This is a genomic window from Algibacter sp. TI.3.09, from assembly GCF_038154905.1.
Classification (GTDB): Bacteria; Bacteroidota; Bacteroidia; order Flavobacteriales; family Flavobacteriaceae; genus Algibacter.
On sequence record NZ_JBAKAN010000003.1, the window covers coordinates 7501 to 34279 of the forward strand.

The 26779-nt window shown below is 34.4% G+C and carries 18 protein-coding genes (1 of these 18 cut by a window edge); 14 read left to right on the forward strand and 4 right to left on the reverse strand.

Annotated elements, in window-relative coordinates; translation table 11 throughout:
- Positions 1-308 carry the 5' end (the start) of a methionine adenosyltransferase gene (metK, locus tag V6246_RS11905; protein WP_159019508.1) on the reverse strand. Its footprint begins 946 nt before the window's first position, so only the first 308 of its 1254 coding nucleotides appear in the window; its start codon is at positions 306-308; its stop codon lies beyond the left edge, outside the window.
- 687 nt (positions 309-995) lie between these two features.
- Between metK and ilvD the strand changes: the two genes are divergently transcribed.
- The 8 genes from ilvD (at position 996) to V6246_RS11945 (ending at position 12863) form a co-directional block, all read left to right on the forward strand.
- Positions 996-2678: a dihydroxy-acid dehydratase gene (gene ilvD, locus V6246_RS11910; RefSeq protein WP_341560715.1), complete on the forward strand. Its 1683-nt coding sequence runs from the start codon at positions 996-998 to the stop codon at positions 2676-2678.
- Positions 2679-2717: 39 nt separating this feature from the next.
- A complete protein-coding gene (gene ilvB, locus V6246_RS11915; protein WP_341560716.1) occupies positions 2718-4454 on the forward strand; it encodes a biosynthetic-type acetolactate synthase large subunit in 1737 nt (578 codons plus the stop codon).
- A gap of 21 nt (positions 4455-4475) precedes the next feature.
- A complete protein-coding gene (ilvN, locus tag V6246_RS11920) occupies positions 4476-5012 on the forward strand; it encodes an acetolactate synthase small subunit (RefSeq protein WP_341560717.1) in 537 nt (178 codons plus the stop codon).
- Between the two features lie 12 nt (positions 5013-5024).
- Positions 5025-6500: a ketol-acid reductoisomerase gene (gene ilvC / locus V6246_RS11925; RefSeq protein WP_159019512.1), complete on the forward strand. Its 1476-nt coding sequence runs from the start codon at positions 5025-5027 to the stop codon at positions 6498-6500.
- A gap of 111 nt (positions 6501-6611) precedes the next feature.
- Entirely contained in the window at positions 6612-7877 is a 1266-nt protein-coding gene (gene ilvA / locus V6246_RS11930; RefSeq protein WP_341560718.1) for a threonine ammonia-lyase IlvA, read from the forward strand.
- A 196-nt stretch (positions 7878-8073) separates the two neighbouring features.
- Positions 8074-9666, forward strand: coding sequence for an NADP-dependent glyceraldehyde-3-phosphate dehydrogenase (locus V6246_RS11935; protein ID WP_341560719.1), 1593 nt, complete (start codon positions 8074-8076; stop codon positions 9664-9666).
- Positions 9667-9833: 167 nt separating this feature from the next.
- Positions 9834-10343, forward strand: a complete 510-nt coding sequence (gene azu / locus V6246_RS11940; protein WP_341560720.1) for an azurin — start codon at positions 9834-9836, stop codon at positions 10341-10343.
- Positions 10344-10628: 285 nt separating this feature from the next.
- The gene (locus tag V6246_RS11945) at positions 10629-12863 is read left to right on the forward strand and encodes a DUF7133 domain-containing protein (protein WP_341560721.1); all 2235 of its coding nucleotides are present in this window, start codon (positions 10629-10631) and stop codon (positions 12861-12863) included.
- Positions 12864-13014: 151 nt separating this feature from the next.
- Here V6246_RS11945 and V6246_RS11950 read toward each other — a convergent pair whose 3' ends face one another.
- The 3 genes from V6246_RS11950 to V6246_RS11960 form a co-directional block, all read right to left on the reverse strand.
- Positions 13015-14988, reverse strand: a complete 1974-nt coding sequence (locus V6246_RS11950) for a plastocyanin/azurin family copper-binding protein (RefSeq protein ID WP_341560722.1) — start codon at positions 14986-14988, stop codon at positions 13015-13017.
- A gap of 16 nt (positions 14989-15004) precedes the next feature.
- Positions 15005-16906 (reverse strand): 3-keto-disaccharide hydrolase, encoded by a 1902-nt coding sequence (locus V6246_RS11955; protein WP_341560723.1) that lies wholly within the window; start codon positions 16904-16906, stop codon positions 15005-15007.
- A gap of 108 nt (positions 16907-17014) precedes the next feature.
- On the reverse strand, positions 17015-19840 hold the full coding sequence (locus tag V6246_RS11960; RefSeq protein WP_341560724.1) for a TonB-dependent receptor: 2826 nt from the start codon (positions 19838-19840) through the stop codon (positions 17015-17017).
- A 210-nt stretch (positions 19841-20050) separates the two neighbouring features.
- Here V6246_RS11960 and V6246_RS11965 point away from each other — a divergent pair, with 210 nt between their 5' ends.
- The 6 genes from V6246_RS11965 (at position 20051) to V6246_RS11990 (ending at position 26576) form a co-directional block, all read left to right on the forward strand.
- Positions 20051-21082 (forward strand): helix-turn-helix transcriptional regulator, encoded by a 1032-nt coding sequence (locus V6246_RS11965; protein WP_074938002.1) that lies wholly within the window; start codon positions 20051-20053, stop codon positions 21080-21082.
- Positions 21083-21285: 203 nt separating this feature from the next.
- On the forward strand, positions 21286-22458 hold the full coding sequence (locus tag V6246_RS11970) for an MFS transporter (RefSeq protein ID WP_341560725.1): 1173 nt from the start codon (positions 21286-21288) through the stop codon (positions 22456-22458).
- Positions 22459-22464: 6 nt separating this feature from the next.
- Positions 22465-23613 (forward strand): Gfo/Idh/MocA family protein, encoded by a 1149-nt coding sequence (locus V6246_RS11975; RefSeq protein WP_341560726.1) that lies wholly within the window; start codon positions 22465-22467, stop codon positions 23611-23613.
- Between the two features lie 128 nt (positions 23614-23741).
- On the forward strand, positions 23742-24794 hold the full coding sequence (locus tag V6246_RS11980; protein ID WP_282148970.1) for a sugar phosphate isomerase/epimerase family protein: 1053 nt from the start codon (positions 23742-23744) through the stop codon (positions 24792-24794).
- On the forward strand, positions 24794-25585 hold the full coding sequence (locus V6246_RS11985) for a 3-keto-disaccharide hydrolase (RefSeq protein WP_341560727.1): 792 nt from the start codon (positions 24794-24796) through the stop codon (positions 25583-25585). The genes V6246_RS11980 and V6246_RS11985 overlap by 1 nt, the downstream gene beginning before the upstream one ends.
- 13 nt (positions 25586-25598) lie before the next feature.
- Complete coding sequence (locus tag V6246_RS11990; protein ID WP_341560728.1) at positions 25599-26576, forward strand: ThuA domain-containing protein; 978 nt, start codon at positions 25599-25601, stop codon at positions 26574-26576.
- Positions 26577-26779 lie beyond the last annotated feature (203 nt).

Consider the following 26779-nt stretch of genomic DNA (forward strand, 5'->3'; position numbering starts at 1 on the left):
CTAATATCGTCTGATTGTTCGTGTATTGCAGAAAGCACACCACACGAATTTCCATCAAACATATATTCACCTTTGGTATATCCAATTTTGTTAATGGTATCTCTAGCGATTTTTTGAACGTCTAAATAAGTCGTCGATTTAACTTCGCCAGCAAGCACTACTTGTCCAGTAGTAACTAGAGTTTCACATGCTACTTTTGATTCGGTATCAAAAGCTAAAAAATTGTCGATTAACGCATCACTAATCTGATCCGCCACCTTATCTGGGTGTCCTTCAGAAACACTTTCCGAAGTAAATAAATAAGCCATATTATATTATTTTATAGCAAGATTTGACGAAAACGTCGAAGGAAGTTTACACTGCCTTTAGCATTTTTATTTGTAAAAAATTAATTTCAATGTTTTTGAAACTTTATTTAGTACAAAGAGGTTGCAATCAGTCAAATCTTTCCTCTGTTATATGTGGCTGCAAAAATAGAAAAATAAAAGGAATTGCGAATTCATTTAGAGTTTTTTAACCTAAAATTTGCTTAATAAGTTTTATTTATAAATATTTGATGAATCTAATCTTCAGCAACACCTATATACAGAATGTTTTGGGGAAGAACGATTGAATTTATAATATAGGATGAAAAAGAACTCTTTAATTAAAACGTCTATTAATGTCATTGTGATTATTTCATGATGCACTCGGAACGTTTTTTTAAATCTTAATATGTTAAAAAGCCTTCCTTTTATAGAAGGCTTTTTTTATTGTAAATTTTTGATTTTTTGGACATAGTAAAAATATCGAATTAAATAATTGATAGTCAAATAGTTGGTAGGTGTTTTAGGTTTGTGAATTTAACCTAAAAAACGAATTATAAATCGTTTTAAATGGCTAATAAATTAATTTCGAGCATTATTTCAAAGAATGAAGAGTTTTTAATGAAATTCATAAAAACCTAAATTATTAAAATAGAAATACAGTAAAAGATAAAATTATCCGCAACAAAAATGAAGGAACTCAATAAACATAGTAAAAGGTTAACTCAAGATGAATCTCAACCTGCATCGCAAGCGATGTTATACGCGGTAGGTTTGACTGATGAAGATATGAAAAAAGCCCAAGTGGGTATTGCTAGTACAGGTTACGATGGTAACCCTTGTAATATGCATTTGAATAACTTGGCTGCTGAAGTGAAAATTGAGTGTAAAATAGCAGATTTAGTAGGTTTAGGGTTTAATACTATTGGAGTTTCTGATGGTATTTCTATGGGGACTTCAGGAATGAATTACTCTTTAGCTTCTCGTGACATTATCGCCGATTCTATTGAAACGGTTATGAATGCACAAAGTTATGATGCTTTAATCTCTGTTGTTGGTTGTGATAAAAATATGCCAGGAGCCGTTATTGCTATGTTACGTTTAAACCGTCCGTCTATAATGATGTATGGAGGAACAATAGCATCAGGAAAATATAAAGGAAGAAAATTAAATATCGTTTCTGCTTTTGAGGCCTTAGGTCAAAAAGTAGCAGGAGAGATTGGTGAAGAAGAATACAGAGAAATTATAAAAAGTGCTATTCCAGGAGCAGGAGCTTGTGGTGGTATGTATACTGCAAACACAATGGCTTCGGCTATAGAATGTATGGGGTTTGCATTACCTTATAACTCTTCTATTCCAGCAGAGAATCCAAATAAATTATCGGAAAGTGAAAGAACGGCAATCGCTATCAAAAACCTTTTAGAGTTAGATTTAAAGCCTTTAGATATTATTACTAAAAAATCTATCGAGAATGCTATAGCTCTAGTAAATGCTTTAGGTGGTTCTACCAATGCGGTATTACACTTTTTGGCTATTGCACATGCTGCGGATATCGAATTCACCTTGGAAGATTTTCAACGTGTTAGTGATAGAACGCCTTTAATAGCAGATTTAAAACCATCTGGAAAATATTTAATGGAAGATGTTCATGGTGTAGGAGGAACTCCAGCAGTAATGAAATACTTATTAGATAATGGTTATTTACATGGTGATTGTTTAACAGTAACGGGAAAAACATTAGCTGAAAACTTAGCAGATGTTGAACCGCTTACTTTTGAAGATGACCAAGACGTTATATTTCCTAAGGATAAAGCATTAAAATCTTCAGGGAATTTACAAATTCTTTACGGAAACTTAGCTACAGAAGGTGCTGTAGCAAAAATATCAGGAAACGAAGGTTTGTTATTTGAAGGTAAAGCGGTGGTTTACGATGGTGAACAAGCTGCAAATACTGGAATTTCAAACGGGGAAGTAGAAAGAGGTGATGTAGTCGTCATTAGATATGTTGGTCCTAAGGGAGGTCCTGGAATGCCAGAAATGTTAAAACCAACATCGTTAATTATGGGAGCAGGTTTAGGGAAATCTGTAGCATTAATTACTGATGGTCGTTTTTCTGGAGGAACACACGGTTTTGTTGTGGGCCACATTACACCAGAAGCTCAAGAAGGTGGAGCAATTGGATTATTAAAAACCGGTGATAATATTAGAATTAGCGCCGAAGATAATTCAATCAACGTTTTACTTTCTGATGAAGAATTAGCTGAAAGAAAATCACAATGGGTTCAGCCAGCTTTAAAACATACAAAAGGAATATTATATAAATATGCAAAATCTGTAGCATCGGCGTCTAAAGGCTGTGTGACAGATTTATAGTAAGTAACGATTACAAGAGCAAGAAGAAAATATATAGAGATGAAAGACACTCAAACCATAAAAAAACAAGCAAATAATACGCAAGCAACTGTGCGTATTTCTGGTAGCGAAGCAATTATCCATTGTTTATTAGCAGAAGGCGTAGACATTCTTTACGGCTACCCAGGTGGTGCGATAATGCCCGTTTATGACGAATTATATAAATTTAGAGATAAAATTCATCATGTTTTAACTCGTCATGAGCAAGGTGCAGCGCATGCAGCTCAAGGTTATGCTCGTATTTCAGGAAAAGTAGGTGTAGCTATGGCTACTTCTGGTCCTGGAGCTACCAATTTAATTACTGGTATTGCCGATGCTCAAATAGATTCTACACCACTAGTATGTATTACTGGTCAGGTCGCATCTCATTTATTAGGTAGTGATGCATTCCAGGAAACTGATATTGTGGGAATATCTACTCCTGTTACTAAATGGAATTGCCAAGTAACAAAAGCATCTCAAATTCCAGAAGCTATTGCGAAAGCATTTTATATCGCTAAAAGTGGCCGTCCGGGTCCTGTTTTAGTAGATATTACAAAAGATGCTCAGTTAGAAGAATTCGATTTTAAATACGAAAAATGTACAGGTGTAAGAAGTTATAATCCTATACCAGATACAGATACAGCAGCTGTAAAAGAAGCTGCAAAATTAATTAACGCTGCAAAGAAACCAATGATCGTTTGGGGACAAGGTGTTATTTTAGGAAAAGCAGAAGAAGAATTAAAAGCAGTAATAGAAAAAGCAGGAATTCCTTCAGCTTGGACAATTCTTGGAGCATCAGCAGTACCAACATCTCATCCTTTAAATGTAGGTATGGTTGGTATGCACGGTAATTACGCACCAAATGTTTTAACTAATCAATGTGATGTTTTAATTGCCATTGGTATGCGTTTTGACGATCGTGTAACGGGTAGTTTAAATACGTATGCTAAGCAGGCTAAAGTGATTCATTTTGAAATTGATCCAGCAGAGATTGATAAAAATGTAAAAACAGAAGTTGCCGTTTTGGGAAACTCTAAAGATAGCTTATCGCAATTATTACCATTATTAGATGCAAAGTCTCACGATGCATGGTTACAAGAATTTAAAGACTTGTACGCTATTGAGTTTGATAAAGTAATTAGAGAAGATTTAACCCCAACCAAAGAAGGTATTACTATGGGAGAGGTTATTAATCAAATAAATAAGGAAACAAAAGGTAATGCCGCTATAGTTTCCGATGTTGGGCAACACCAAATGATTGCTTGTCGTTATGCTGATTTTAATATTTCAAAAAGTAATATTACTTCAGGTGGTTTAGGTACAATGGGCTTTGCGCTTCCCGCAGCTATTGGTGCTAAAATGGCAGCACCAGAACGTGAAGTTGTTGCTATTATCGGTGATGGTGGTTTTCAAATGAATATACAAGAATTAGGAACTATTTTTCAGCAGAAAACACCTGTTAAGATTGTAGTTTTGAATAATGAGTTTTTAGGAATGGTGCGCCAATGGCAACAACTATTTTTCGATAAACGTTATGCATCTACAGAAATGACAAATCCTAACTTTGTGGCCATAGCAGAAGGCTATTACATTAAAGCTAGAAAAGTTGTAAAACGCGAAGAGTTGGCAGATGCTGTTAAGGAAATGATTGAATCTAAAGAATCATATTTCTTAGAAGTATGTGTGGAAAAAGAAGGGAATGTTTTCCCGATGATTCCCACTGGAGCTTCCGTTTCAGAAGTAAGATTGTGCTAATAAATTAAGATCTAAAATAAAATGAATCAAGATATACAATCATTTACGATTTCAATTTATACCGAAAATAATATCGGGTTATTAAATCGTATTTCAGCTATTTTTCAGCGTAGACATATAAATATTGAAAGTTTAACAACGTCACAGTCAGAAATTGATGGTGTAAATCGTTTTGTAATTGTTGTAAATATTTGTGAAGAACAAGCTATAAAAATAGTAAAGCAAATAGAAAAACAAGTAGAAACTATTCGTGCATTTTATCATACAGAAGAAGATACTATTTTTACAGAATCGAGTATGTTCAAAATTAAATCTGAATTATTGTTTGATGAACCTCAAATTCAGAATTTAATAAAAGAAAGTTATGCTAGAATTGTAACTGTAAATAAAGATTTTTTTGTGTTAGAAAAATCTGGAAGACGTGTAGAAATCGAAAATTTGCGCAAAGAATTAAGCGTTTACGGTATTATGCAGTTTGTACGTTCTGGCCGTATTGCAGTCACTAAAGAAGAAATGAAAGTAACAGAAGTGCTTAAAGCCTTCAATAATAAATACTAATTAAATTATAAAATGGGAAATTATTTTAACACCTTATCATTAAGAGATAAATTAAATCAATTATCTAAATGTAGATTTATGGACTCTTCAGAATTTGAAGATGGTGTAAATGCTTTAAAAGGTAAAAAAATTGTTATAGTAGGTTGTGGTGCACAAGGTTTAAACCAAGGTTTAAACATGAGAGATTCTGGTTTAGATATTTCTTATGCACTTCGTGATGCTGCCATTGCAGAAAAACGTCAATCTTTTGTAAATGCAAGTGATAATGGTTTTACTGTTGGTACTTACCAAGAGTTAATTCCTACTGCAGATTTAGTGTTAAACTTAACGCCAGATAAGCAACATACAAGTGTAGTAAAAGCAGTTATGCCTTTAATGAAAAAAGGTGCAACCTTATCTTATTCTCACGGTTTTAATATTGTTGAAGAAGGAACTCAGGTTCGTGAAGATTTAACAGTAATTATGGTGGCTCCAAAATGCCCAGGTACTGAGGTTAGAGAAGAATATAAAAGAGGTTTTGGTGTACCAACTTTAATTGCGGTTCACGAAGAAAACGATCCAGAAGGAAAAGGTTGGGCACAAGCAAAAGCTTACGCAGCAGCAACTGGTGGTGATAGAGCAGGTGTTTTAGCATCTTCTTTTATTGCTGAAGTAAAATCTGATTTAATGGGAGAGCAAACTATTTTGTGTGGTTTACTTCAAACAGGTTCTATTCTTTGTTTCGATAAAATGATTGAAAAAGGAATTGATGCTGGTTATGCTTCTAAATTAATTCAATACGGTTGGGAAACTATTACAGAAGGTCTTAAATATGGTGGTATTACTCACATGATGGATCGTTTGTCTAACCCAGCTAAAATTAAAGCTTTTGAACTTTCAGAAGAATTAAAAGATATTATGCGACCGTTATTCCAAAAGCATATGGATGATATTATTGAAGGTCGTTTTTCTGCAGGAATGATGGCAGATTGGGCTAACGATGATAAAGATTTATTAGGATGGAGAGCTGCAACAGCAGAAACTGCATTCGAAAAAACTCCAGCTGGTGATGTTGAAATTTCTGAACAAGAATTTTATGACAACGGTGTATTAATGGTTGCTATGGTAAGAGCAGGTGTAGAATTAGCTTTTGAAGCTATGACGGATTCTGGAATTATTGCTGCTTCTGCATACTACGAGTCTTTACACGAAACGCCACTTATTGCAAACACTATTGCAAGACGTAAATTATACGAAATGAACGCTGTAATTTCAGATACTGCTGAGTACGGATGTTATTTATTCGATCACGCTTGTAAGCCTTTATTAGCAGATTTCATGAAAACTGTTGATACAGATATTATCGGTAAGCCTTACGCAACAAGTAATGGTGCAGGTGTTGATAATGCTAAGTTAATTGAAATAAATGCAGCTTTAAGAAATCACCCAGTAGAAAAAGTTGGTACATTCTTAAGAGCATCTATGACGGCTATGAAGCCAATAGTTTAATTCTTTAAACATATTTTTAAAACCATTTTAGTCTAAACGGACCAACAGGTTTTACATATTAATATAACCTACAAGCTGTATAAGCTTGTAGGTTTTTAAAATTATAAAGCAATGAGTAAGGAGAGCAATACCTATTTTCCAAGTCTTAATAATATAAAGCTAGCTGCCGATACTATTAAAAATGTATCGGCAGTTACGCCTTTAGGAGTAAGCCTTCGTTATTCTGAATTTTTTAACGCTAATATTTTATTAAAACGTGAAGATTTACAGCAAGTACGCTCGTATAAAATTCGTGGTGCTTACAATAAAATTAGTTCTTTAACTCCTGAAGAATCTCAGAAAGGTGTGGTATGTGCCAGTGCCGGAAATCATGCGCAAGGTGTGGCTTTATCTTGTAAACTGCTGAAAATAAAAGGCACAATCTATATGCCTTCTCCAACGCCAAACCAAAAAATAGAACAAGTTAAAATGTTTGGTGGCGATTATATAGAAATTAAAATTGAAGGAGATACGTTCGACGATGCAAACCATGCAGCCGTTCAAGAATGTACTGCTTTAGGTAAAATGTTTATTCACCCCTTTAATGATCAAAAAGTTATTGAAGGTCAAGGTACGGTTGGCTTAGAGATTTTAGAGCAAACCACAGTGCCTATAGATTATGTGTTTGTTGCTGTTGGTGGTGGCGGTTTAGCGTCTGGATTATCAACTGTGTTTAAGGCATTGTCTCCAAATACCAAAATTATTGGTGTAGAGCCAGAAGGCGCTCCTTCGATGTCTACTTCAATTAAAAATAATAAAAACACAGAAATAGAACATATTGAAAAATTTGTTGATGGTGCAGCTGTAAAGCGCGTTGGTGATTTAAACTTCTCTATATGCAAGCAAAATTTACATGCCATGATTACGGTTCCGGAAGGGAAAGTATGCCAGACTATTTTAGAGCTTTATAATAAGGACGCTATTGTAGTAGAACCGGCAGGAGCTTTAAGCATAGCAGCTCTAGATTTTTATGCTGAAGAAATAAAAGGGAAAAACGTAGTTTGTGTCGTTTCTGGAAGTAATAATGATATTACCCGAACTGCCGAAATTAAAGAGCGAGCTTTACTTTATGCTAATTTAAAACACTACTTTATTTTAAAGTTTCCGCAAAGGGCAGGAGCATTAAAGGAGTTTGTTGTGGATATTTTAGGTCCTAACGATGATATTACTCATTTTGAATATACCAAAAAAACGAACCGTGAAAATGGAGCAGCTGTTGTTGGTATTCAATTAAAATCTTCTGAAGATTTGGAACCGCTTATTGCTAAAATGAAAGCACGCAAATTTTTTGGTGATTACTTAAACGATAAGCCCGATTTGTTTCAATTTTTAGTGTAATTCGCATTGTTTTAGCTTAAACAGTAAAAATTTTAATGTATTTCTTTTCGAAAACGTTTGAGTTGTATGTATATGAAACTGTTGTAATTGAAGTGCTAAGAATTTGATATTTTTTCGTACAATAGCTTTGTTTTAGTGCTATTTCATCGAGAATATTGATACCTTTACTTTACTACATAACACAATATATTTTTATATGAAAACAGCATTTCAAGACATTCCAGACGAATATAAAATAGACTCATTATTACACCAATCTACATATTTGGTTAATGGAGAACTAAAACATTGGGAAGGCGAAACAGCAGAAGTTTATTCTACTATTTCATCTACTAAAGATTATAAAACAACTGTATTAGGAACAATTCCTCAGTTAGGCGAAGCTGAAGCATTGGAAGCTTTAGATTCTGCGACATCAGCATACAACAAAGGGCAAGGTTTATGGCCAACCATGAAAGTGATTGATAGAATTGCTTGTATGGAAAAGTTTGTTGAAGAAATGAAAACCAAGCGTGAGGAAGTTGTAAAACTTTTAATGTGGGAAATTGGAAAAAACCTACCAGATTCTCAAAAGGAATTTGATAGAACAGTAGACTATATTTACGATACTATTGAGGCTTACAAACAAATTGATAGAGACTCAGCAAAATTCGAGAAAAACTCAGGCGTTTATGCTCATATTCGTCGTGGACCACTAGGTGTGGTGCTATGTTTAGGGCCATATAACTATCCTTTAAACGAAACCTTTACACTTTTAATTCCGGCATTAATCATGGGGAACCCTGTGGTTTTTAAACCGGCAAAAATTGGTGTTTTATTAATCTCTCCATTATTAGAAGCTTTTCAAAATAGTTTTCCAAAAGGCGTTGTAAACATTGTTTATGGTCGTGGTCGAGTTTTGGCAACACCAATAATGCAATCGGGTAAAGTAGATGTTTTAGCATTAATTGGTAACAGTAAATCTGCAAATGCATTACAAGCACAACACCCAAAAGGAAATAGATTGCGTATGGTTTTAGGTTTAGAAGCTAAAAACCCAGCAATTATTTTACCAGATGCCGATTTAGATTTAGCAGTAGAGGAGTGTCTTGCAGGAACGTTATCTTTTAATGGACAGCGTTGTACAGCTTTAAAAGTAATATATGTACACGAATCTGTGGTAGAGGAATTTAATAGATTGTTTGCTTTTAAAGTAGATCAACTTAAATTTGGAAACCCATGGGAGGCAGGCGCAAAATTAACACCACTTCCAGAAATAGAAAAGCCAGGTTATATTCAAGAATTAATTGATGATGCTAAGGAAAAAGGCGCTAAAATTTTAAATAAAAAAGGAGGAGAAACTACCGAGAACTTTATTTTTCCAGCAGTGCTTTATCCAGTAACAAAAGATATGCGTGTATTTAAAGAAGAACAATTTGGACCAGTAGTGCCAGTGGTTTCTTTTTCAGATATCGAAGAGCCGCTTCATGATATGGCAGAATCTAATTACGGACAACAAGTGAGCTTGTTTGGTCAAAATGTTCATACATTATCTCCATTAATAGATACTTTGGTTAATTTAGTTTGTCGTGTAAATTTAAACAGTTCTTGTCAACGTGGACCAGATGTTTATCCTTTTACAGGAAGAAAAGATTCGGCTTACGGAACATTAAGTGTACATGATGCATTACGTTCTTTTTCAATTAGAACCTTTGTTGCTTCAAAAGATAACGCTTATAATAATGCTATTTTAAAAGAATTATTAGAGAAGAAAACATCTAACTTTATTAGCACAGATTATATTCTGTAATAAAGAGAAAATCACATAAATTATCTTAAAAAATAATTTTATCTTTAGGCTTCTAGTAGTGCAGAATTTTTCACTGAAAAATATTGCACTACTAGAAGCCTTTATATATGTATATTTGATACATTGAAGATTCCTGTAAAAATTTAATTTAAACTAAAATAACTAAAATGAAAATAGCAAAGTATGTATTAGTTGCTGCGTGTTCTGCAGTAGTATTAATAGGATGTGGCGGAAAAGAAGAAAAGAAGAAAGAAGGCTTTTCTTATGAGAAAAAAACAGAGGTTGTTAAAACAGTAGAAAGCAACGCAAACGATGTTCTTATTACAGGTAATGATGCCATGCAGTTTAATAAAACCGAAATTAAGGTTAAAGCAGGCGAGAAAATTAAAATTACTTTAAAGCATATTGGTAAAATGGATAAAAATGTCATGGGACATAATTTTGTTTTGCTTAAAAAACGTGTAAGCGTTTCTGCTTTTGGAAATAAAGCAGCTACGGCAAAGGCTTCAGATTATATTCCTGAAAATGGTAAAGATGTTATTGCTCATACAGGTCTTGTTGGAGCAGGAGAAACATCTATAGTAGAGTTTGACGCTCCTGAGCCAGGAACTTACGATTTTTTATGTAGTTTCCCAGGGCATTATGCCATGATGAAAGGGAAGTTAATAGTAGAATAAATCACCAAGATTATAAAAGCTTTTAAAGTCCTTATTTTGTTAATCATCTCTGATGGATTTAACAGTAATTAGGACTTTGCTTTTTTAGAATAAGAGTAACTTCAATCTTAATAATTGTTTTACTTTCATTATTTGAATTAATTAGAAAATCTCTCTTTCTGAATCATATTTTATAGGCTTTAAACTATAGTTTATAGTTATAATATTGATTTCATTATAAATTTACCCTCTTAAGCATAACATTATCCAAGATGTTTTGCTTCCAATAAAAAAAACTAACTAAACATGAAAATTAAAAAAATTAGTGCGGCATTACTCGTTTTATTGTCTTTTTACAATTGTGAGAAAAAGGAGTATGTCGATAAAATTTACGAAAAGCCAGAGATTGTAAAAGAAGCAGATTCTAAATTTCTTTCACCAGAAGAAAGTATGAAAACCTTTTATTTACCTGAAGGCTATAGAGTAGAGCTTGTTGCTAGCGAACCGATGATCGATGAGCCTGTAACCGTTGCATGGGATGGAAATGGACGTATGTATGTTGCTGAAATGAACACCTATATGCAAGATGTTGATGGAACAGGAACTAATAGATCTATTAGTAAAATCAAAATGCTTGAAGATTTAGATGGTGATGGTAAAATGGATAAAAGCACTGTTTTTATCGATAGCCTATTATTACCAAGAATGATTTTGCCTCTTGAAAATGAATTGATTGTTAATGAAACGTTTTCATATGATTTATGGAGCTATAAAGATACCAATGGAGATGGTGTTGCCGATAAAAAAGAACGTGTTTACTATAATCCAAATCGTCGTGGCGGAAATTTAGAGCATCAACAAAGTGGTTTAATTTGGAATTTAGATAATTGGTTATATACAACGTATAACCCTATTCGATTTAAGTTTAAAAGTAATGGTAAAGTAGAAGTAGACTCTTTAGAAAACATGCCAAATAGAGGGCAATGGGGACTTACTCAAGATGATTTAGGGAACATGTATTACTCTTCTGCAGGTAGTGAAAATCCAGCTTATGGATTTCAACAACCACCAGTATATGGTGAGTTTAATGCAAAAGGTAGACTTGCTGAAGGTTTTGTAGAGCCTTGGCCAGTAGTTGGAACTCCTGATGTTCAAGGAGGACCAAAAAGATTACGAGAAGATGGTACACTTAACCACTTTACAGGAACTGCAGGACAAGAAATTTATAGAGGACATAAATTACCATCAGATTTATATGGTGATCTTTTTATTCCTGAACCTGTTGGTAGATTGATTCGTAGAGCGAAAATAAAAAATGAAAATGGTAAAAAGGTGGTATATAACGCTTACGATAAAGCTGAGTTTATGGCATCTACAGATTTAAATTTTAGACCATTACAAGCTAAAACAGGTCCAGATGGTGCGCTTTATATTGTAGATATGTATCGTGGTATTATTCAAGAAAGTAATTGGACTAAAAAAGGAAGTTTTCTAAGGCCAGTTATTGAACGCAAAGGGTTAGATAAAAATATAGGAAAAGGTAGAATTTATAGAATTGTACATGAAGATATTGAGCTTGATGAAAAACCTAATTTAATAGGAAAGAAAGCTTCAGAATTAATAGAGTATTTAGGGCACCCTAATGGTTGGTACAGAAATACAGCTCAAAAGTTAATTGTTTTAAGAGGTGATGAGTCTGTTATTCCAGAATTACAAGCTATAGCTAGAGATAATACTTCTTTTTTGGATGGTTTGTTTAATAGCGATAAAGATTTTGGTTTAGAACGTGTTACCGCACTTTGGACTCTTGAAGGTATGGATAATATTGATAAAACTTTAATTACTGAAAAATTACAAGATGAAGATTATCGTGTAAGGCTTACTGCTATAAGGTTAAGTGAGAATTTTATGAAAGCGGGTGATAAGGATATTCTTCAAGATTTAGAGAAATTAATTTCAGATGTCGATGTAAATGTTGTAAACCAATTGGCTTTAAGTTTACGTTACAGCAAAGATAAAAAGGCTACAGAATTACTTAAAGCCATTAATGAAAAATATGAGAGTCACGAAATTATCTCTCATGCTGTTGTTGAAAGTTTAAAGAAAGATGACTCTCAGTTAGCTCAACTTAAAAAGCGAATTTCTGGAAGAAGTTTAGGGGCAAGGTTGAGTATTACGAAGGGTTATGACTCTTATAAACAACTATGTATTACCTGTCATGGTGCCGATTTAAAAGGTTTGCCTACTGAAGATGGTGGTCTTATAGCGCCATCCTTAATTGGTAGTGGTAGGGTAACTGGAGATAAAGGTGTACTGAGTAAAATTTTATTAAACGGACTTATTGGCCCAATTGAAGGTAAAGAATATGGTATCATGATGCCTTTAAAAGATAATAGTGATGAGTGGATTGCAAATGTATTGAGTTATGTTAGAGCAATGAATGATGAAGATAATGTAGATAAAAAAGTTGTTAGAAACGCTAGAGCACAATCAAAAGACCGAGAAGATTATTGGACTTTAGAAGAACTTTATAAAGAGTAATTAAATTATTTAATATAGTGGACAAAAAAAGTTGGATGAGAATCCAACTTTTTTTGTTGGGGTAACAATAAATTCAATATAAAAAATAAAAATAAAGCCTCAGAGTTAAACTATAGTTTAACTCTGAGGCTTTTTACATAAAATTAAGTTTTTATTTTACAATCAATTTAGTCCTCATAGTAAATGAATGACCGGGGAATGTACAAACGATCCAATACTCTCCGGGTTCGCTAGGAGATGTAAAGTAAATAGTTTCGTTACTTTCAGGTCCAACAGTTCCTGAATGGAATAAAACTAAGTCGCTAAACGGAACATAATTTAAATCTGGACCATCTAACCCAAGGTTAAGAGCCATTTCTCCAATTTTAAGCGGTGTTTCTTTACCTGGTTTGGTAATAACAACATTGTGTATCATATCGTCATTATTATTCAGGGTAAGTTGTATTTTGCTATTTCGGTTTATAGTGATTTCTTCTGTATCATATTTTAATCCAGGAATTGTACCAATAACCACTTTTTCATCTGCTCCATGTTCTCCCCATGAAGATGGCATGGTGTTAACTCGCTTAGGTTGGTCTACCTTTTTGTTAGACGTTTTAGCTATATGCATTTGTGGCGATTTTAATTCTCCTCCAGGTACTTGGTTTAAAGTGTAATAGCCCGTATTGTGTAATAATAATTCTCCAGATGCAGATTTTAGTTTAGGCATTTCTATTTGATGAATAAAACCTAAACGCATGCCGTGAATCGTTAATTTTACTTTCAACCCATCAGCGGAAATTTCAGCTTTATGAACCATAGATTTTTGTTGATCTACAATGGGGCTACCGTAAGTATCATGGTATTTGTATGTGAATGTCGACATTTTATAGTTCGAAAGATCTTCAGCTAATTTTTTGTTGATAGGCTTGGTGAATTCAAATTCAAAACCGTCATCAAGTGCTTTCATCGTTTTAATTTCAAAAGGTGTTTTACCGCTCCAAACTAAACGTTGTAATCCATAGGCTTTTTTTCCTGTAGATGCCCAACCACGACTCGTCATACCAACAAACATATTGTTGTCTTTACCCCAAATCATCCTTAAAACTCCAGAAGAAAAACCTTCAACAAAACCAAAAGCAGCGCCTTGGTATACACCATTTACCTTTTCCATGTAAACACGCATAATTTTACTATGCCCTTGATCTCCTATAAATTGTTGGCCTTCAAATGGACCAAATTTACCATTGGTAGTGTCGTATAAAATATCTGAGGTCGATATACCTAATATGGTGTGTGGAAACCAAATTGCGGCAGATTTTAATGCCTTTTCTTTTTTAGCATAATCATACATCGAAAGTCCAGATTGTTTTTCAATATCCTCTGGTTTTAATTTTAACGGTGAGTTTGGTTCGTCTGTCCATTTTAAACTTTCTGCATGCCCTGCAAAATCGCCTTTTTCTAAATGCGACATACGTCCAGAGCCTACCCAGTCACCTTGGTTTTCTGTATAGAAAATATCGTTATTATCATTAATTGCAAACCCAGCTGGAGACCTAAGTCCAGCAGCTAGAGGTGTAAATTCTCCTTCTGTAGTAACCTTTACAAGCCAGCCTCTCCATTTAGCAAAACTTTTTCCGCCTTTGTACCATGATACGTTTAGCGTTAATATCATGTCGCCGTTTTTGTCAAACTTTGGACCATATGAATATTCATGATAATTCCCGGAAAGTGGCCATGAGTAAACCGTTTTGTATAAATCAGCTACGCCATCATTATCTTTATCTTCAAGCCTTGTTAATTCACCACGTTGTGCTAAATAAAAACCATTGTCTTTATATGCTAAACCTAGCGTTTCGTGCATACCGTGTGCAAATCTGTTAAATACTGGTGTTTTGCTATATGGATTGTTAACAAGCCAAACTTCACCTCTTCTGGTAGAAACACCGAGTTGGTTTTTATCCGTTAACGCTAAACCTCCAACTTCTAATTTGATATCATTAGGTATCGGGACGTCTACAATTTTATAATACTCAGCTTCTTTTTTAGCTTGATCTGAGTTTAACATTTTATCTTTTTGAGAAAATCCAAATTGATTTACTAGAAGGACGGCTATTATTACTATTGTTTTATTGATAATCTTCATGTTTTTAAGTTTTAGTTTACCAGATTATAGTATAATTTATTGTTGAATGTCCTTTAGGGATTTCTATAAGTAATTCATTTTTTCCATTGCTGTCTCTAATAATTGGTTTAATCGTTTCTCCATCTGGAAAAGCAATATAATAGCTCTCGTTGTTAATAATGAACGTATTATTTTCTAATGCTGTTATACCTTCTCCATCTGCAATTTTATGCCACATTGAAGATTTTGAGTTAGAAGTAATTACTCGATCGATACCTCTTTTTGATTTTGCAGAAGCTTTAAAGCTATGCGATATTTTATTTCCATTTATTTCGAATGAAAACATTGGTAAGCCATCATCTTTAAATTCATAACCAATTTGTTTAAATGTTTGGTTGTTACCTAAGGCATTCGGCCATGCCTCATTCTTAGAATTTAATGAAGCGAAATCTAAATCGCCATGTAATGAAATAGGGAAGCCCATAGGTTCTCCGCGTTGATGTTCTCCTCGAGAGTGCCACATTTGTGTAGCATCTAAGAAATCACCACTCCAAACATGGAGTAAAGTGCCTGTTTCCAAATCTAAACTATAATTCAGTCTTTCAACTAATCCAACCGATATACAATGAGAACGCTTAACACCTTTGTGGTTTGAAAAACTACGTTGTGTAAGTGGCTTATCTTTTACGTTTAAGGTAATTGGCTTTATTGGGTTGTTCTTGCTTAAAGTTGTAGTTCCTGTTTTTAATAATGAATAACGTTGCATTTTTGGTCCTTCAACAAAAAAGTCGAAACCACGGCGCCATATTACGGGCTTGTTGTACACAAGGTTGTAAGTAACTTGACCTTTTTCTAAATGAACTTTACTAAACTGTGTCGTATTCATATCAAAGTCGCCGTTCATTTTCATTACAGTATCATTCTCAATGATTAAGTACGTACCGCCATTAACCGCAGCTTCAAATAAATAGTCGCCAGATGTTGGTATATCTAGTTTTCCTGAGTAGCTTAATACTTTTTGATCTCTAACATCAATCCTCATTAAAGGAGAAATAGAATCCGTTGTAAACGTTTCAAGAAGTTTAAGATCTTCTATGTTTTTTACAACAGAAAGTTTTTTAGAATTATCGTAAATTTTAAGCTCAGATTTTTCGATGCCAATTTTTTTGTCTTCATAAAGTTTATATTTTATGTTTTTAAAAGCAACAGGTCCATGGTCACCTTGAATCATTAAAGGCGCATAAGGCACTTCTTCTTTTGCCGCGCCACCGCGAGTAGATCCCGTAACTTCTACGTTTTTCTGAATTAAAATATTATTTAACCTAACTTCTTCAAACCAAGCGTTTTTAATTTTTTCGCCTTTTTCGTTAAACTTTGGTGCATGAAAAATAATTTTTAAATGTTGCCATAAACCAGGAGCTTTAGCAGCATTTACTAAAGGCGAATGCCCTTCATAACCTTCTTTACCTTTTTCAGCATCTTTGTTCCATCGTTGATAAACACCGCCAATATCATTGTATTTAGGATGTTCTACACCCCAACTATCAAATAGCTGAATTTCATATCTGCTTTGAAAATAAATACCCGAATTAGACTTTATGGGCATCATAACATCAAGCTCTAGCTCAATATCACCATGTTCAAAATTTGAAAGTAAATTTTTGTTTTTTTCTTGGTCGTTTTTGTTTACTAATATGCCATTACCCTTGTATGGTGTAAGTGTTTTTTCTTTACTTCTATTAGCCACTACACTTCCGGTTATTTGCCAATTTTCAGCAGTTGGTTTAAAATGAGATAAGTCTTCTAATTCAATATTAGTAAACGGTAATGCGTTAAGTGTTTCTTCTTTTTCATTAACAGTTTCTAGCAGTTTTGTTTCTTCTTTTTCGCAAGAAATTATCAACGAAATAGCAAAAAGAAAAAGGAGTTTGTTTTTCATATGCCTATTTGTTTAGATAAAGTTGGTTGTTTTTTGACTTGCGTAAAAGTATCTGCTTTTAGTTGTTACCCGTTGTTCATATGGCTTATTTTATGCAAAATATGGTTCTTAAAACGCATAATTAAGTGTTAACATGGTGCTTCTTGGTAAAATAGGAACTACAATAAAACTAGCATCTGGGTTGTCATTAATGTAGTCTTGAGTTACTCCATTGGCATTTGCTCCAAAAGAATTTGCTCCAAAAAAGTTAGTAAGCCCGTCAGAGTTTAAAAGGTTACTAGCTAACACGCGAGCGCTTAAATTCTTGTTTATTTGGTAACCTATACCAGCATCAAAAACACTGTAAGCAGCCAATTGAAAAGCGTTGGCTACGTTACCTTCACGCTTGCCTGTGTATTTCCATTTAATGAAAGATGATACTTTGTTTTTCTGAAATTCTGAAGATAGATTAAATAGTAATTTTGGATTGAATGGTAATCTATTTCCAGAATAGTTTATAATACTATCATCTCCTATATCAGCAGATCCTGCTGCGTCATAAATATTCCATTTTCTTGCCTTTGGGTTTTGTAAAACACCATTAAAACGAAAGGTTAAATATTGAATAGGGTTGTAAATGGTTTCCCATTCTAAGCCAAATGTTTGTGAGCTGTTAAATTGTATTGGCGTGTAAAAAATACTGCTTGTACTATCATCAAATTCAAAATTAGAAACTCCAATGTTTTTTAATTCACTCCAAAAAAGTGTTGTTGTAAATGAGAAATCTTTTAAAGCTGATTTCAATCCTAATTCTGCTTGTTTTATTTTTTGTACTTCACCTGCATTAATAATAGGTACGTTAGCAAAATTGTTGAAATAATAATTTAATTCTGGTGCTTTGTTTCCTCTAGAATAACGTCCAAATAGAGACGCATCTTCGGTTAATTTGATATTTAGACCTGCTGAATATGATAAGTAATTATAGTTGAAATTAAACGAATCACGTTCACCTGTTGGTTGTAAAATATTGTTATCATAAATAGTGGTTTCATCTGCATCTAAACCTCCATTTTGTGTAAAAGGAGCGCTACGGTCATTACTGCCTTTATGGTATATAGATTCATAACGAAGTCCTAAATCTAATTGGATATTATCAGAAATTTTCCAAATATCATTAACAAACGTAGCTGCTTGAAAAACATCAGCACGACTGTTTGTGAAAAATAAACCACCATAGTTACTTACACCATGCTCATCAGATAAATATAGAACCGGTTCACCAGGGTTTTCTAAAGTAACCTCTAACATGGTTGGGTTATTTTCGTAAGTAGAAAACGCAAAACTACCTTGTGTAAAAACGGAAGTATTAGATATACCTGTAGAAAAACCGAAACTAAAATCGTGGTTATCCCAAGTTTTCAATAAAGTTAATTGTTGCATAAACTCATCGGCATCGTTATCTTTATACCAAGTAGATGTTCCTAAAACGGCATCGTTAGGTAATGTGCTATCGGTTAGATAGTTTATTGGACTTCCTGCAAAAATAGGACTGTTATCAATTCTTGCCATTTCGTCTCCTGTTCGAGTATTTTTAAAAACAATTTGGCCAACAGGAAAAGGATTTCCGTTACTTGGTAAATAATACGTTGTAGGGTCGCTCAATGATACAAAAGCGTTACTAATAGAGGTTTGCCAATTTGCATTTTTGGTCGAAAATTTCATATTATTTTTAATAGACCAATTATGGTTTAGGTTTTGAAACAAATCTAACCCAACCGCTAAATCTTTTGCATGCACACCTTTTGATGGATTAAAACTGTTTGTTTTATCGTCTTCTAAATAACGACCATCGGGAATCGATGCATTGTAAGAAGGCATTAAAAGAGCAGAGGAGTTGAAATCTTGTCCAAAAGCAGCTTCAGGATTGTCCCAGTTTGTAGCCGCAACACCGTTATATCTATTAGTATAATCGTTTAAATATTTTCCGTAAAGTTTAAAATATCCACGAGAGTTTACTTTAGTTAAGTTGAATTTAAATTGTCCGCCTTTACTAAACGTAAAATCTGTGTTTCTTGCACCTTCATCATGTCTGTAATGTCCACCAGCGTTAAAACTCCAATTATTTCCTAATTGGCTACCTAAAACAGCATCTGCTCTGTAATATGGATTGCCTTCACCCTTAATACCAGTTTGTAATTGTACTTCACCAGTTAATTCTTTTGAGTTCGTTTGTCTAGAAATAAAATTATAAACGCCTCCAGGAGCATTCATGGCTGTTATGGATGCGCTACCGCCTCTTAAGGCCTCAACGCTTGCTGTCATTAAATCTACACGATGAAATAAATCTGGACCATAGTACGAGTGTTGTACTAAACTAACCGGTAAATCATCTTCTTGTAAAGACACGTAATACCAGCCCATATCATCTTCGGCTGCAGCCGAAACGCCACGCGTGTAAACTCTTGTAAAAACTTCTCCGGCAGAAGCATCAACAAAAGTTCCAGGGATGTTCTGCAATAAGTTTGCAGTGCCTTGCGGAACTATTTGTTTTAAGTCTTTAGTGTTTAAAGTGCTCACAGAGGTACTCGATTCTAATTGTATTGTAGGCGTGAAATTCCCGGTAATAACTACAGTGTGTAGGTTTAATAAGTCGCTCTCTAAATTGTACGATAACTCGGTGTTATAACCCTTTAAGCTAACATTCTCATTAATAGGTTTAAATCCTAAATGCGAAATACTTAAAATATAATTTCCCGTAGGTGTATTTGTTAAGTAATACTTGCCTTCAGTATCTGTAATGCTAAAAAGTATTGGTTCTGTGTTTAAAAAAACAGTAGCTCCGGATATAGGATTATTGTTGCTGTCTGTAATTGTTCCGTTAAGAGATGATTGTGCGTTAATTAATAAGGTTTGGCCCAATATCAAAAAGGATATTAGTAATTTAATGCTATTCATAAGTTATAGAGAGTAAAAATAGTTGGTTGATTTTTGAACACAAATTTATAAAATTAATCCGCATTACTGTTTATATATTATCACTGAAAGGATTCAAACAGGTCTATCAATTGGTAATAAATAACGTCCTGTTCCAATTTTAATGAAAGGCAAATTTTTAATTCATAAAAAATGTGTATTTTGCGTGGTGCTAATGTTCAAATAATTTCAGTGAAAGTAAACAAAATAAATATTGAGCCTTATGAGGCTGATGGTATTGTATATCATGCAGATACTTGTTTGCCATTAATTGATGCGTTTAACAGAAAAAAAATAAAGTTTAAAGCTTTAGCTAGGCATACTTATCCTGGTGATCGATTGGATGAAAATACCATGGGGCTAAACAGTATTGGTTATTGGGATGCAAACGAACCGCAAGATTGGGGTTTAGATTGGCACCGCAACGAAGGTATTGAGTTTCATTTTTTAGAATCGGGCACCATGCCGTATTCTCAGGAAAATAAAGAAGTTTTGCTTACTCCAAATCATTTAACAATTACACGTCCGTGGGAAGCTCATAAAGTTGGAAATCCATATGTTGGTATGGGGAAATTTTATTGGGTTATTATCGATTTAGGCGTGCGAAGGCCTCATCAAGAATGGGTTTGGCCAGATTGGATCACATTAACGCCGAGTGATTTAGGACGATTAACTACTATTTTAAGGCAGAATGAAAAGTCTATTTGGAAAACCGATCAAACAGTTCGCGATTGTTTTCTTAGGATTAACAAGGCTATTAATACCGATGAAAATGGGAGCAATGCTTCTAAAATAAGACTGTTAGTTAATTATTTATTAATCCTTTTACTCGATTTATTAAATACAGACGATGTTGTTTTAGATGAAAAACTAACTGATAGTTCACGAAGCGTAAAATTTTTTTTAGATGAATTGGTGAATAATTTATCAGAAAATTGGACTGTAGAACTAATGGCAGAATCCGCAGGTGTGGGAGTAACAAGGTTTACACATCATTGCAAGCGCTTAACCAATGTAACGCCTATGCGCTATCTAACCATGAAGCGTTTGGATTTATCTAAAAAAATTCTTCAAGAAAATAACGAGTTGACTATTGCAGAAGTGGCCTATATGTGTGGTTTTGCGACAAGCCAATACTTTGCAACGGTTTTTAAAAAGCATGAAAAATGCTCGCCTAATACTTATAGGTTAAAGTATGCTGTAAATGCGGTAGACTGTGTTTAAATTATTTCACTGAATAATAATACACGCTATTTAAAATTCTATTTTATATTTTCACTAGGTAGAAATTACTGTGCTTTTTTGTTTCAATACTTAAGTCTATACTTTATAACGTTAACGATTTTATAAAGGAACGGTTATGTGTTGTAAAGACAAATAGTAGTCTGTAATTTCTATACCAACCAAACTAAACTAAATTTTATAAAATGGAAAACATTAATAAGAAACGACTCTTTCTTGCGAGTTGTTTAGCATTAATTACAACGGCAATGACATTTGCCATTCGCGCACGATTAGAAACTGTTTTTGGACCTGAAGGCGTTGGGCTAACACTAGAACAAATTGGTTATGCTTTTACGCCGGCTTTTTTCGGTTTTACAATTGCCATGATTTTTGGAGGGCCACTAGTCGATTTTCTCGGAATTAAAAAAATTACTTGGATTGCCTTTGCTATGCATGCCGTAGGAATTGTGTGGACTATTATGGCCGATTCAATGACGTCTTTATTTCTAGCAACACTATTTGTTGGTATCGGTAATGGTATGGTAGAAGCAGCGTTAAACCCAATGGTAGCATCAATGTATACTAATGAAAAAACAAAAATGCTAAATAGATTCCATGTATGGTTCCCTGGTGGTATCGTAATTGGTTCCATTATTGGGTGGCTTGTTATGGATGTTATGGGTTTAAGTTGGCAAATTATGGTTTCAACGTTATTTATACCCTTAGTACTATATGCTGTATTGTTTTTTGGACAAGAATTTCCGGTTACCGAGCGTGTTCAAATGGGAATTAGTAATAAAAAAATGTTCTCTAGCGTCGGGAAACCTTTATTCATCTTTATGGTGTTTTGTATGCTTTTAACAGCAGCTTCAGAGTTAGGAACAACCCAACGTATAGAATCGCTTTTAAAAGAATCTGTTGCGGTGCCACTGTTAGTGTTAGCGTTTATCAACGGTATTATGGCTCTAGGGAGACTGTTCGCTGGGCAAGTTGTACATAGATTAAAACCTTCGGGCATGTTATTATATTCGGCAATATTCACTTTTATAGGTTTATGGTTGTTAACGGTAACTAGTGGCGGAATGACTTTTGTTGCAGCAGCAGTTTTTGCTATTGGCGTTACATTCTTTTGGCCAACCATGTTAGGTTTTGTGGCAGAATATTTACCAGAAACAGGAGCGCTTGGACTTTCAATTATGGGTGGAGCAGGTATGTTTTCTGTATCGTTAGTATTACCAATTATGGGGAAATTGATGGATGATGCGAATGCGTCTGAAGCTTTAAGAACCATGTCTATTTTACCAGCAATCCTTATTGTGGCCTTTTTAGGTTTAAATTTTTATATGAAAAAAAGAAATAAAACAGAACAAGCATAAGTAGTTATGACAAGAAAATTAAGAATGGGAATGATAGGTGGCGGCACCGGATCATTCATTGGAGATGTACACCGCAGAGCCGCAGCCATCGATGGCATGATAGAATTAGTTTGCGGGGCTTTTAGTAGTAATGAGGAGAAGTCTAAAACATCTGGTAAAGCCTTATACCTTCCTGAAGATAGATGCTATGGTAGTTTTGAGGAAATGATTTTAAAAGAAAAGGAACTTCCTGAAGGTGTTCGCATGGATTTTGTTTCCATTGTAACACCAAACCATATGCATTTTCCTCCTGCAAAATTAGCTTTAGAACATGGATTTAATGTGGTTTGTGATAAACCGATGACGTTAACTTTAGACGAAGCCATCGCGTTAGAAACTATAATTGAAAAAAGCGGGAAACTTTTTGCTTTAACGCATAATTACACTGGTCACCCGATGGTAAAGCAAGCGCGAGCTATGGTTGCGAAAGGTGATTTGGGTAAAATTAGAAAAATACAAGTGCAATACTTACAGGGTTGGTTGTCTACGGCAGTAGAGCAAACCGGACAGAAACAGGCCTCTTGGCGAGTAGACCCGAGTAAATCGGGTATTGGCGGTGCTTTAGGTGATATTGGAACGCATGCAGAAAATTTAGCTGAATATATTACAGGTCTAAAAATTGAAGAACTTGCTGCAGATTTAGGTAAGTTTGGAGAAGGCCGTGTGCTTGATGATGATGGAAATTTATTACTACGTATGGAAAACGGAGCAAAGGGAACCATGTCTATTTCGCAAATTGCTTTAGGTGAAGAAAATAATTTAGCTATAAAGGTTTATGGTGAAAAAGGAAGTTTGGAATGGCATCAAGAAAATCCGAACCAATTAATTACACATTGGTTAGAAGAGCCTGTTAAAATATTTACGCCAAACGGTAATAATTTATATGAAGAAGCTCTAAATGTTTCTCGTATTCCGGCGGGACATCCAGAAGGATATTTAGAAGCTTTTGCAACTATTTATAAAAATTTCGCAACACATTTAATGGCTGTTTTAAATGGTGAAACTATTGATAAGCCAGATTATCCAACAGTAAAAGATGGTATTCGAGGTATGCAATTTATTTATGCAGCTGTAGAAAGTGATAAAAAGAATGCTGCTTGGACAAAAATAGAATAACGATATAAACTACTATTGGCGGATGCTGCGTTAGGGATTGAACGGCCTGTTTAAGCTCCTCGACCAGCGGAAGGGAGCGAGTAGAGAAAGCCCGACCCTTGGGTAACGCCAAAAAAATAAGATAAAATATGAAAACAATAAAAGGACCAGCAATTTTTTTAGCGCAATTCGCAGGAAGTGAGGCGCCATTTAATACTCTAGATAACTTATGTAAATGGGCTGCAGATTTAGGGTATAAAGGGATTCAGATTCCAACATGGGAAACTGGATTAATCGATATCGAGATAGCTGCGGAAAGTCAAACGTATTGCGATGATTTAAAAGGAAAAGTTAATTCTTATGGATTAGAAATCACAGAATTATCTACACATTTACAAGGTCAATTAGTCGCTGTAAACCCGGCTTACGATACCTTGTTTGATGGTTTTGCTCCCGATGCTGTAAAGGGGAATCCAAAAGCAAGAACGGAATGGGCTATAGATTTTGTTAAGAAATCGGGGACAGCAAGTGGGCGGTTAGGTTTAAAATCTCACGCGTCGTTTTCGGGTGCTTTGCTTTGGCATACTATGTACCCTTGGCCACAACGTCCGCAAGGTTTAGTGGAAATGGGATTTAAGGAATTAGCAAACCGTTGGTTACCTATTTTAAATCATTTTGATGAGCAAGGTGTTGATATTTGTTATGAACTACATCCAGGTGAAGATTTGCACGATGGTGTGTCTTTCGAGCGTTTTTTAGAGGCAACAGGAAATCATAAACGTGCCAATATTCTTTACGATCCAAGTCATTTTGTATTGCAACAATTAGATTATTTAAAATTTATAGATTATTACCACGAGCGTATAAAAGCTTTTCATGTTAAAGATGCAGAGTTTAATATGTCTGGAAAACAAGGGGTTTACGGAGGTTATTCGGATTGGCAAGATCGCGCAGGTCGTTTTAGATCTTTAGGTGACGGCCAAGTCGATTTCAAAAGTATTTTTACAAAACTTACTAAATACGATTGTGATGTTTGGGCGGTTATGGAATGGGAATGTTGTATAAAATCTTCGGCTCAAGGTGCTCGAGAAGGAGCTCCGTTTATTCAGCAACATATTATTGAGGCAGCCGAGCGTAGTTTCGACGATTTTGCTGGTGCGAAACCAGATGAAGCTTATTTAAAAAGTATACTTGGAATTTAATGAATAAAGGTTTAATTATTTTAACAGCTTTAGTTTTTGCGTCTTGTAGTCAAAGGCTTGTAACGGTAGATTCTAAACAACAGGTTGAAACTTCGGAAGATGTAATAGAACCTACAAAGCCTGAGGAAACCGAGGTTTGGGAACCTAAACCTAAAGTTGTTGAGGTGGATGAGGAGACTCAAGTTCCGTCGGATGCGATTGTTTTGTTTAACGGTGAGAATTTTGATGAATGGGTGTCTTCTGATGATTCTTCAAATGTTGAATGGATTTTAAATCCTGATAAAAGCATGACTGTTAAAAATAAGGCTGGTAATATTCAAACCAAACGTGATTTTGGTGATATACAACTTCATATAGAATGGAAATCTTCCGAAGTTATAAAAGGGAAAGGGCAAAGTCGTTCTAATAGTGGTGTGTTTATCCAAGATAGATATGAAGTGCAGGTTTTAGATAATAACGATAATGAAACGTATGTAAATGGCCAAGTTGGGTCTATATATAAGCAGGGTATTCCGTTGGCTAAAGCATCTTCAAAAGCAGGGAAATGGAATGTTTATGATATTATTTATCATGCACCTGTGTTTAATGAAGCTGGAGAAAAAACAGAAGCTGGCACAATAACGGTACTTCATAATGGTGTTTTAATACAAGATCATTACGAAATTAACGGAACAACTCAGTTTATTGGGTGGCCTAAAAATAAACCTCACGGAAAAGCGCCAATTAAGTTGCAAGATCACCGTGATAATAGTGGTGTGAGTTATAGAAATATTTGGGTTAGAGAATTATAAAAAAATAGAAATTATGATAAATCGTATTGTTGTTTTACTAATTAGTCTTTGTTTTATTAGCAATAGCTATTCGTGTAATCCAATTAAAAGTAAAATAAAAGTGCTCATTGTAGACGGACAAAATAATCATACAGTTTGGCCAAAATCAACGATTATGATGAAGCAGTACCTTGAAGAAACAGGTATGTTTACTGTAGATATTGCTAGAACTAAACATTTAAATAATAGTGAAGAAAATAAAGATTGGTTAGGGGTAGCAAACGTAGGTGAAGGCATTGAGGGGAAACCAAAAACAGATCCGGATTTTAACCCAAAATTTTCAAAGTACGATGTGGTGATTTCAAATTTTGGATACAAAGCAGCTTCATGGCCTGAGAAAGTGCAAGAGAAATTCGAGAAATACATTAAAAAAGGAGGTGGTTTTGTTAGTGTGCATGCTGCCGATAATAGCTTTCCGGAATGGACAGCTTATAATGAAATGATTGCTATAGGCGGTTGGGGCGGTCGAACTGAAAAGCACGGGCCTTATTTATATGTTGATAAAGACAATAAGCCAAAGAAAGATTATAGTCCAGGAAAAGGAGGAACTCATGGTAAAAGAGAAGCTTTTGCTGTAACAAACTACAATACCGAGCACCCAATTACTAAAGGAATGCCAAAGGTTTGGATGCATGCACCAGATGAATGTTATGCGTTTCTTAGAGGGCCTGCCGAGAATGTAACCATTTTAGCAACTGCTGTATCTACAAAGAAAAAGCCTGAGCTAGAACAAAAAGAACCTGTAGCTATGGTTGTCGATTATGGTAAAGGAAGAATATTTCATACTACTTTGGGGCACGATACAAAATCATTTGAATGTGTTGGTTTTATAACCTTGTTAAAACGCGGGGTAGAGTGGGCTGCAACTAATAAAGTGACTCAAACAGAATTGCCAGCAGATTTTCCATCTGCCGATAATGTATCTACAAGAAATTTCAATTTAGCAAAATAGAGGCGATTGAATTATTCAAGAAATAGTAATTTATTAATGTTTTTGATAGCAAAAATATCAGATTAATATAATTGCACAACATTAAATATAAATCTACTCTATTTTTTATGTTTAATGTTGTGTAATTCATAATTAGTTGTAATTTTGCGGCTTATATTAACGAAAGGGGCTCACGCCGACGATTTAGAGTTAATAGTTAAGGT

Excerpts from the sequence above, each read along its gene's own strand:
- V6246_RS11960 (WP_341560724.1), bottom strand. The coding sequence starts at position 19,840 with ATGAATAGCATTAAATTACTAATATCCTTTTTGATATTGGGCCAAACC.
- V6246_RS11980 (WP_282148970.1), top strand. The coding sequence starts at position 23,742 with ATGAAAACAATAAAAGGACCAGCAATTTTTTTAGCGCAATTCGCAGGA.
- V6246_RS11990 (WP_341560728.1), top strand. The coding sequence starts at position 25,599 with ATGATAAATCGTATTGTTGTTTTACTAATTAGTCTTTGTTTTATTAGC.
- V6246_RS11985 (WP_341560727.1), top strand. The coding sequence starts at position 24,794 with ATGAATAAAGGTTTAATTATTTTAACAGCTTTAGTTTTTGCGTCTTGT.
- V6246_RS11955 (WP_341560723.1), bottom strand. The coding sequence starts at position 16,906 with ATGAAAAACAAACTCCTTTTTCTTTTTGCTATTTCGTTGATAATTTCT.
- ilvA (WP_341560718.1), top strand. The coding sequence starts at position 6,612 with ATGAGTAAGGAGAGCAATACCTATTTTCCAAGTCTTAATAATATAAAG.
- V6246_RS11975 (WP_341560726.1), top strand. The coding sequence starts at position 22,465 with ATGACAAGAAAATTAAGAATGGGAATGATAGGTGGCGGCACCGGATCA.
- V6246_RS11945 (WP_341560721.1), top strand. The coding sequence starts at position 10,629 with ATGAAAATTAAAAAAATTAGTGCGGCATTACTCGTTTTATTGTCTTTT.
- V6246_RS11970 (WP_341560725.1), top strand. The coding sequence starts at position 21,286 with ATGGAAAACATTAATAAGAAACGACTCTTTCTTGCGAGTTGTTTAGCA.
- ilvC (WP_159019512.1), top strand. The coding sequence starts at position 5,025 with ATGGGAAATTATTTTAACACCTTATCATTAAGAGATAAATTAAATCAA.
- ilvN (WP_341560717.1), top strand. The coding sequence starts at position 4,476 with ATGAATCAAGATATACAATCATTTACGATTTCAATTTATACCGAAAAT.
- V6246_RS11950 (WP_341560722.1), bottom strand. The coding sequence starts at position 14,988 with ATGAAGATTATCAATAAAACAATAGTAATAATAGCCGTCCTTCTAGTA.
- ilvD (WP_341560715.1), top strand. The coding sequence starts at position 996 with ATGAAGGAACTCAATAAACATAGTAAAAGGTTAACTCAAGATGAATCT.
- azu (WP_341560720.1), top strand. The coding sequence starts at position 9,834 with ATGAAAATAGCAAAGTATGTATTAGTTGCTGCGTGTTCTGCAGTAGTA.
- V6246_RS11935 (WP_341560719.1), top strand. The coding sequence starts at position 8,074 with ATGAAAACAGCATTTCAAGACATTCCAGACGAATATAAAATAGACTCA.
- ilvB (WP_341560716.1), top strand. The coding sequence starts at position 2,718 with ATGAAAGACACTCAAACCATAAAAAAACAAGCAAATAATACGCAAGCA.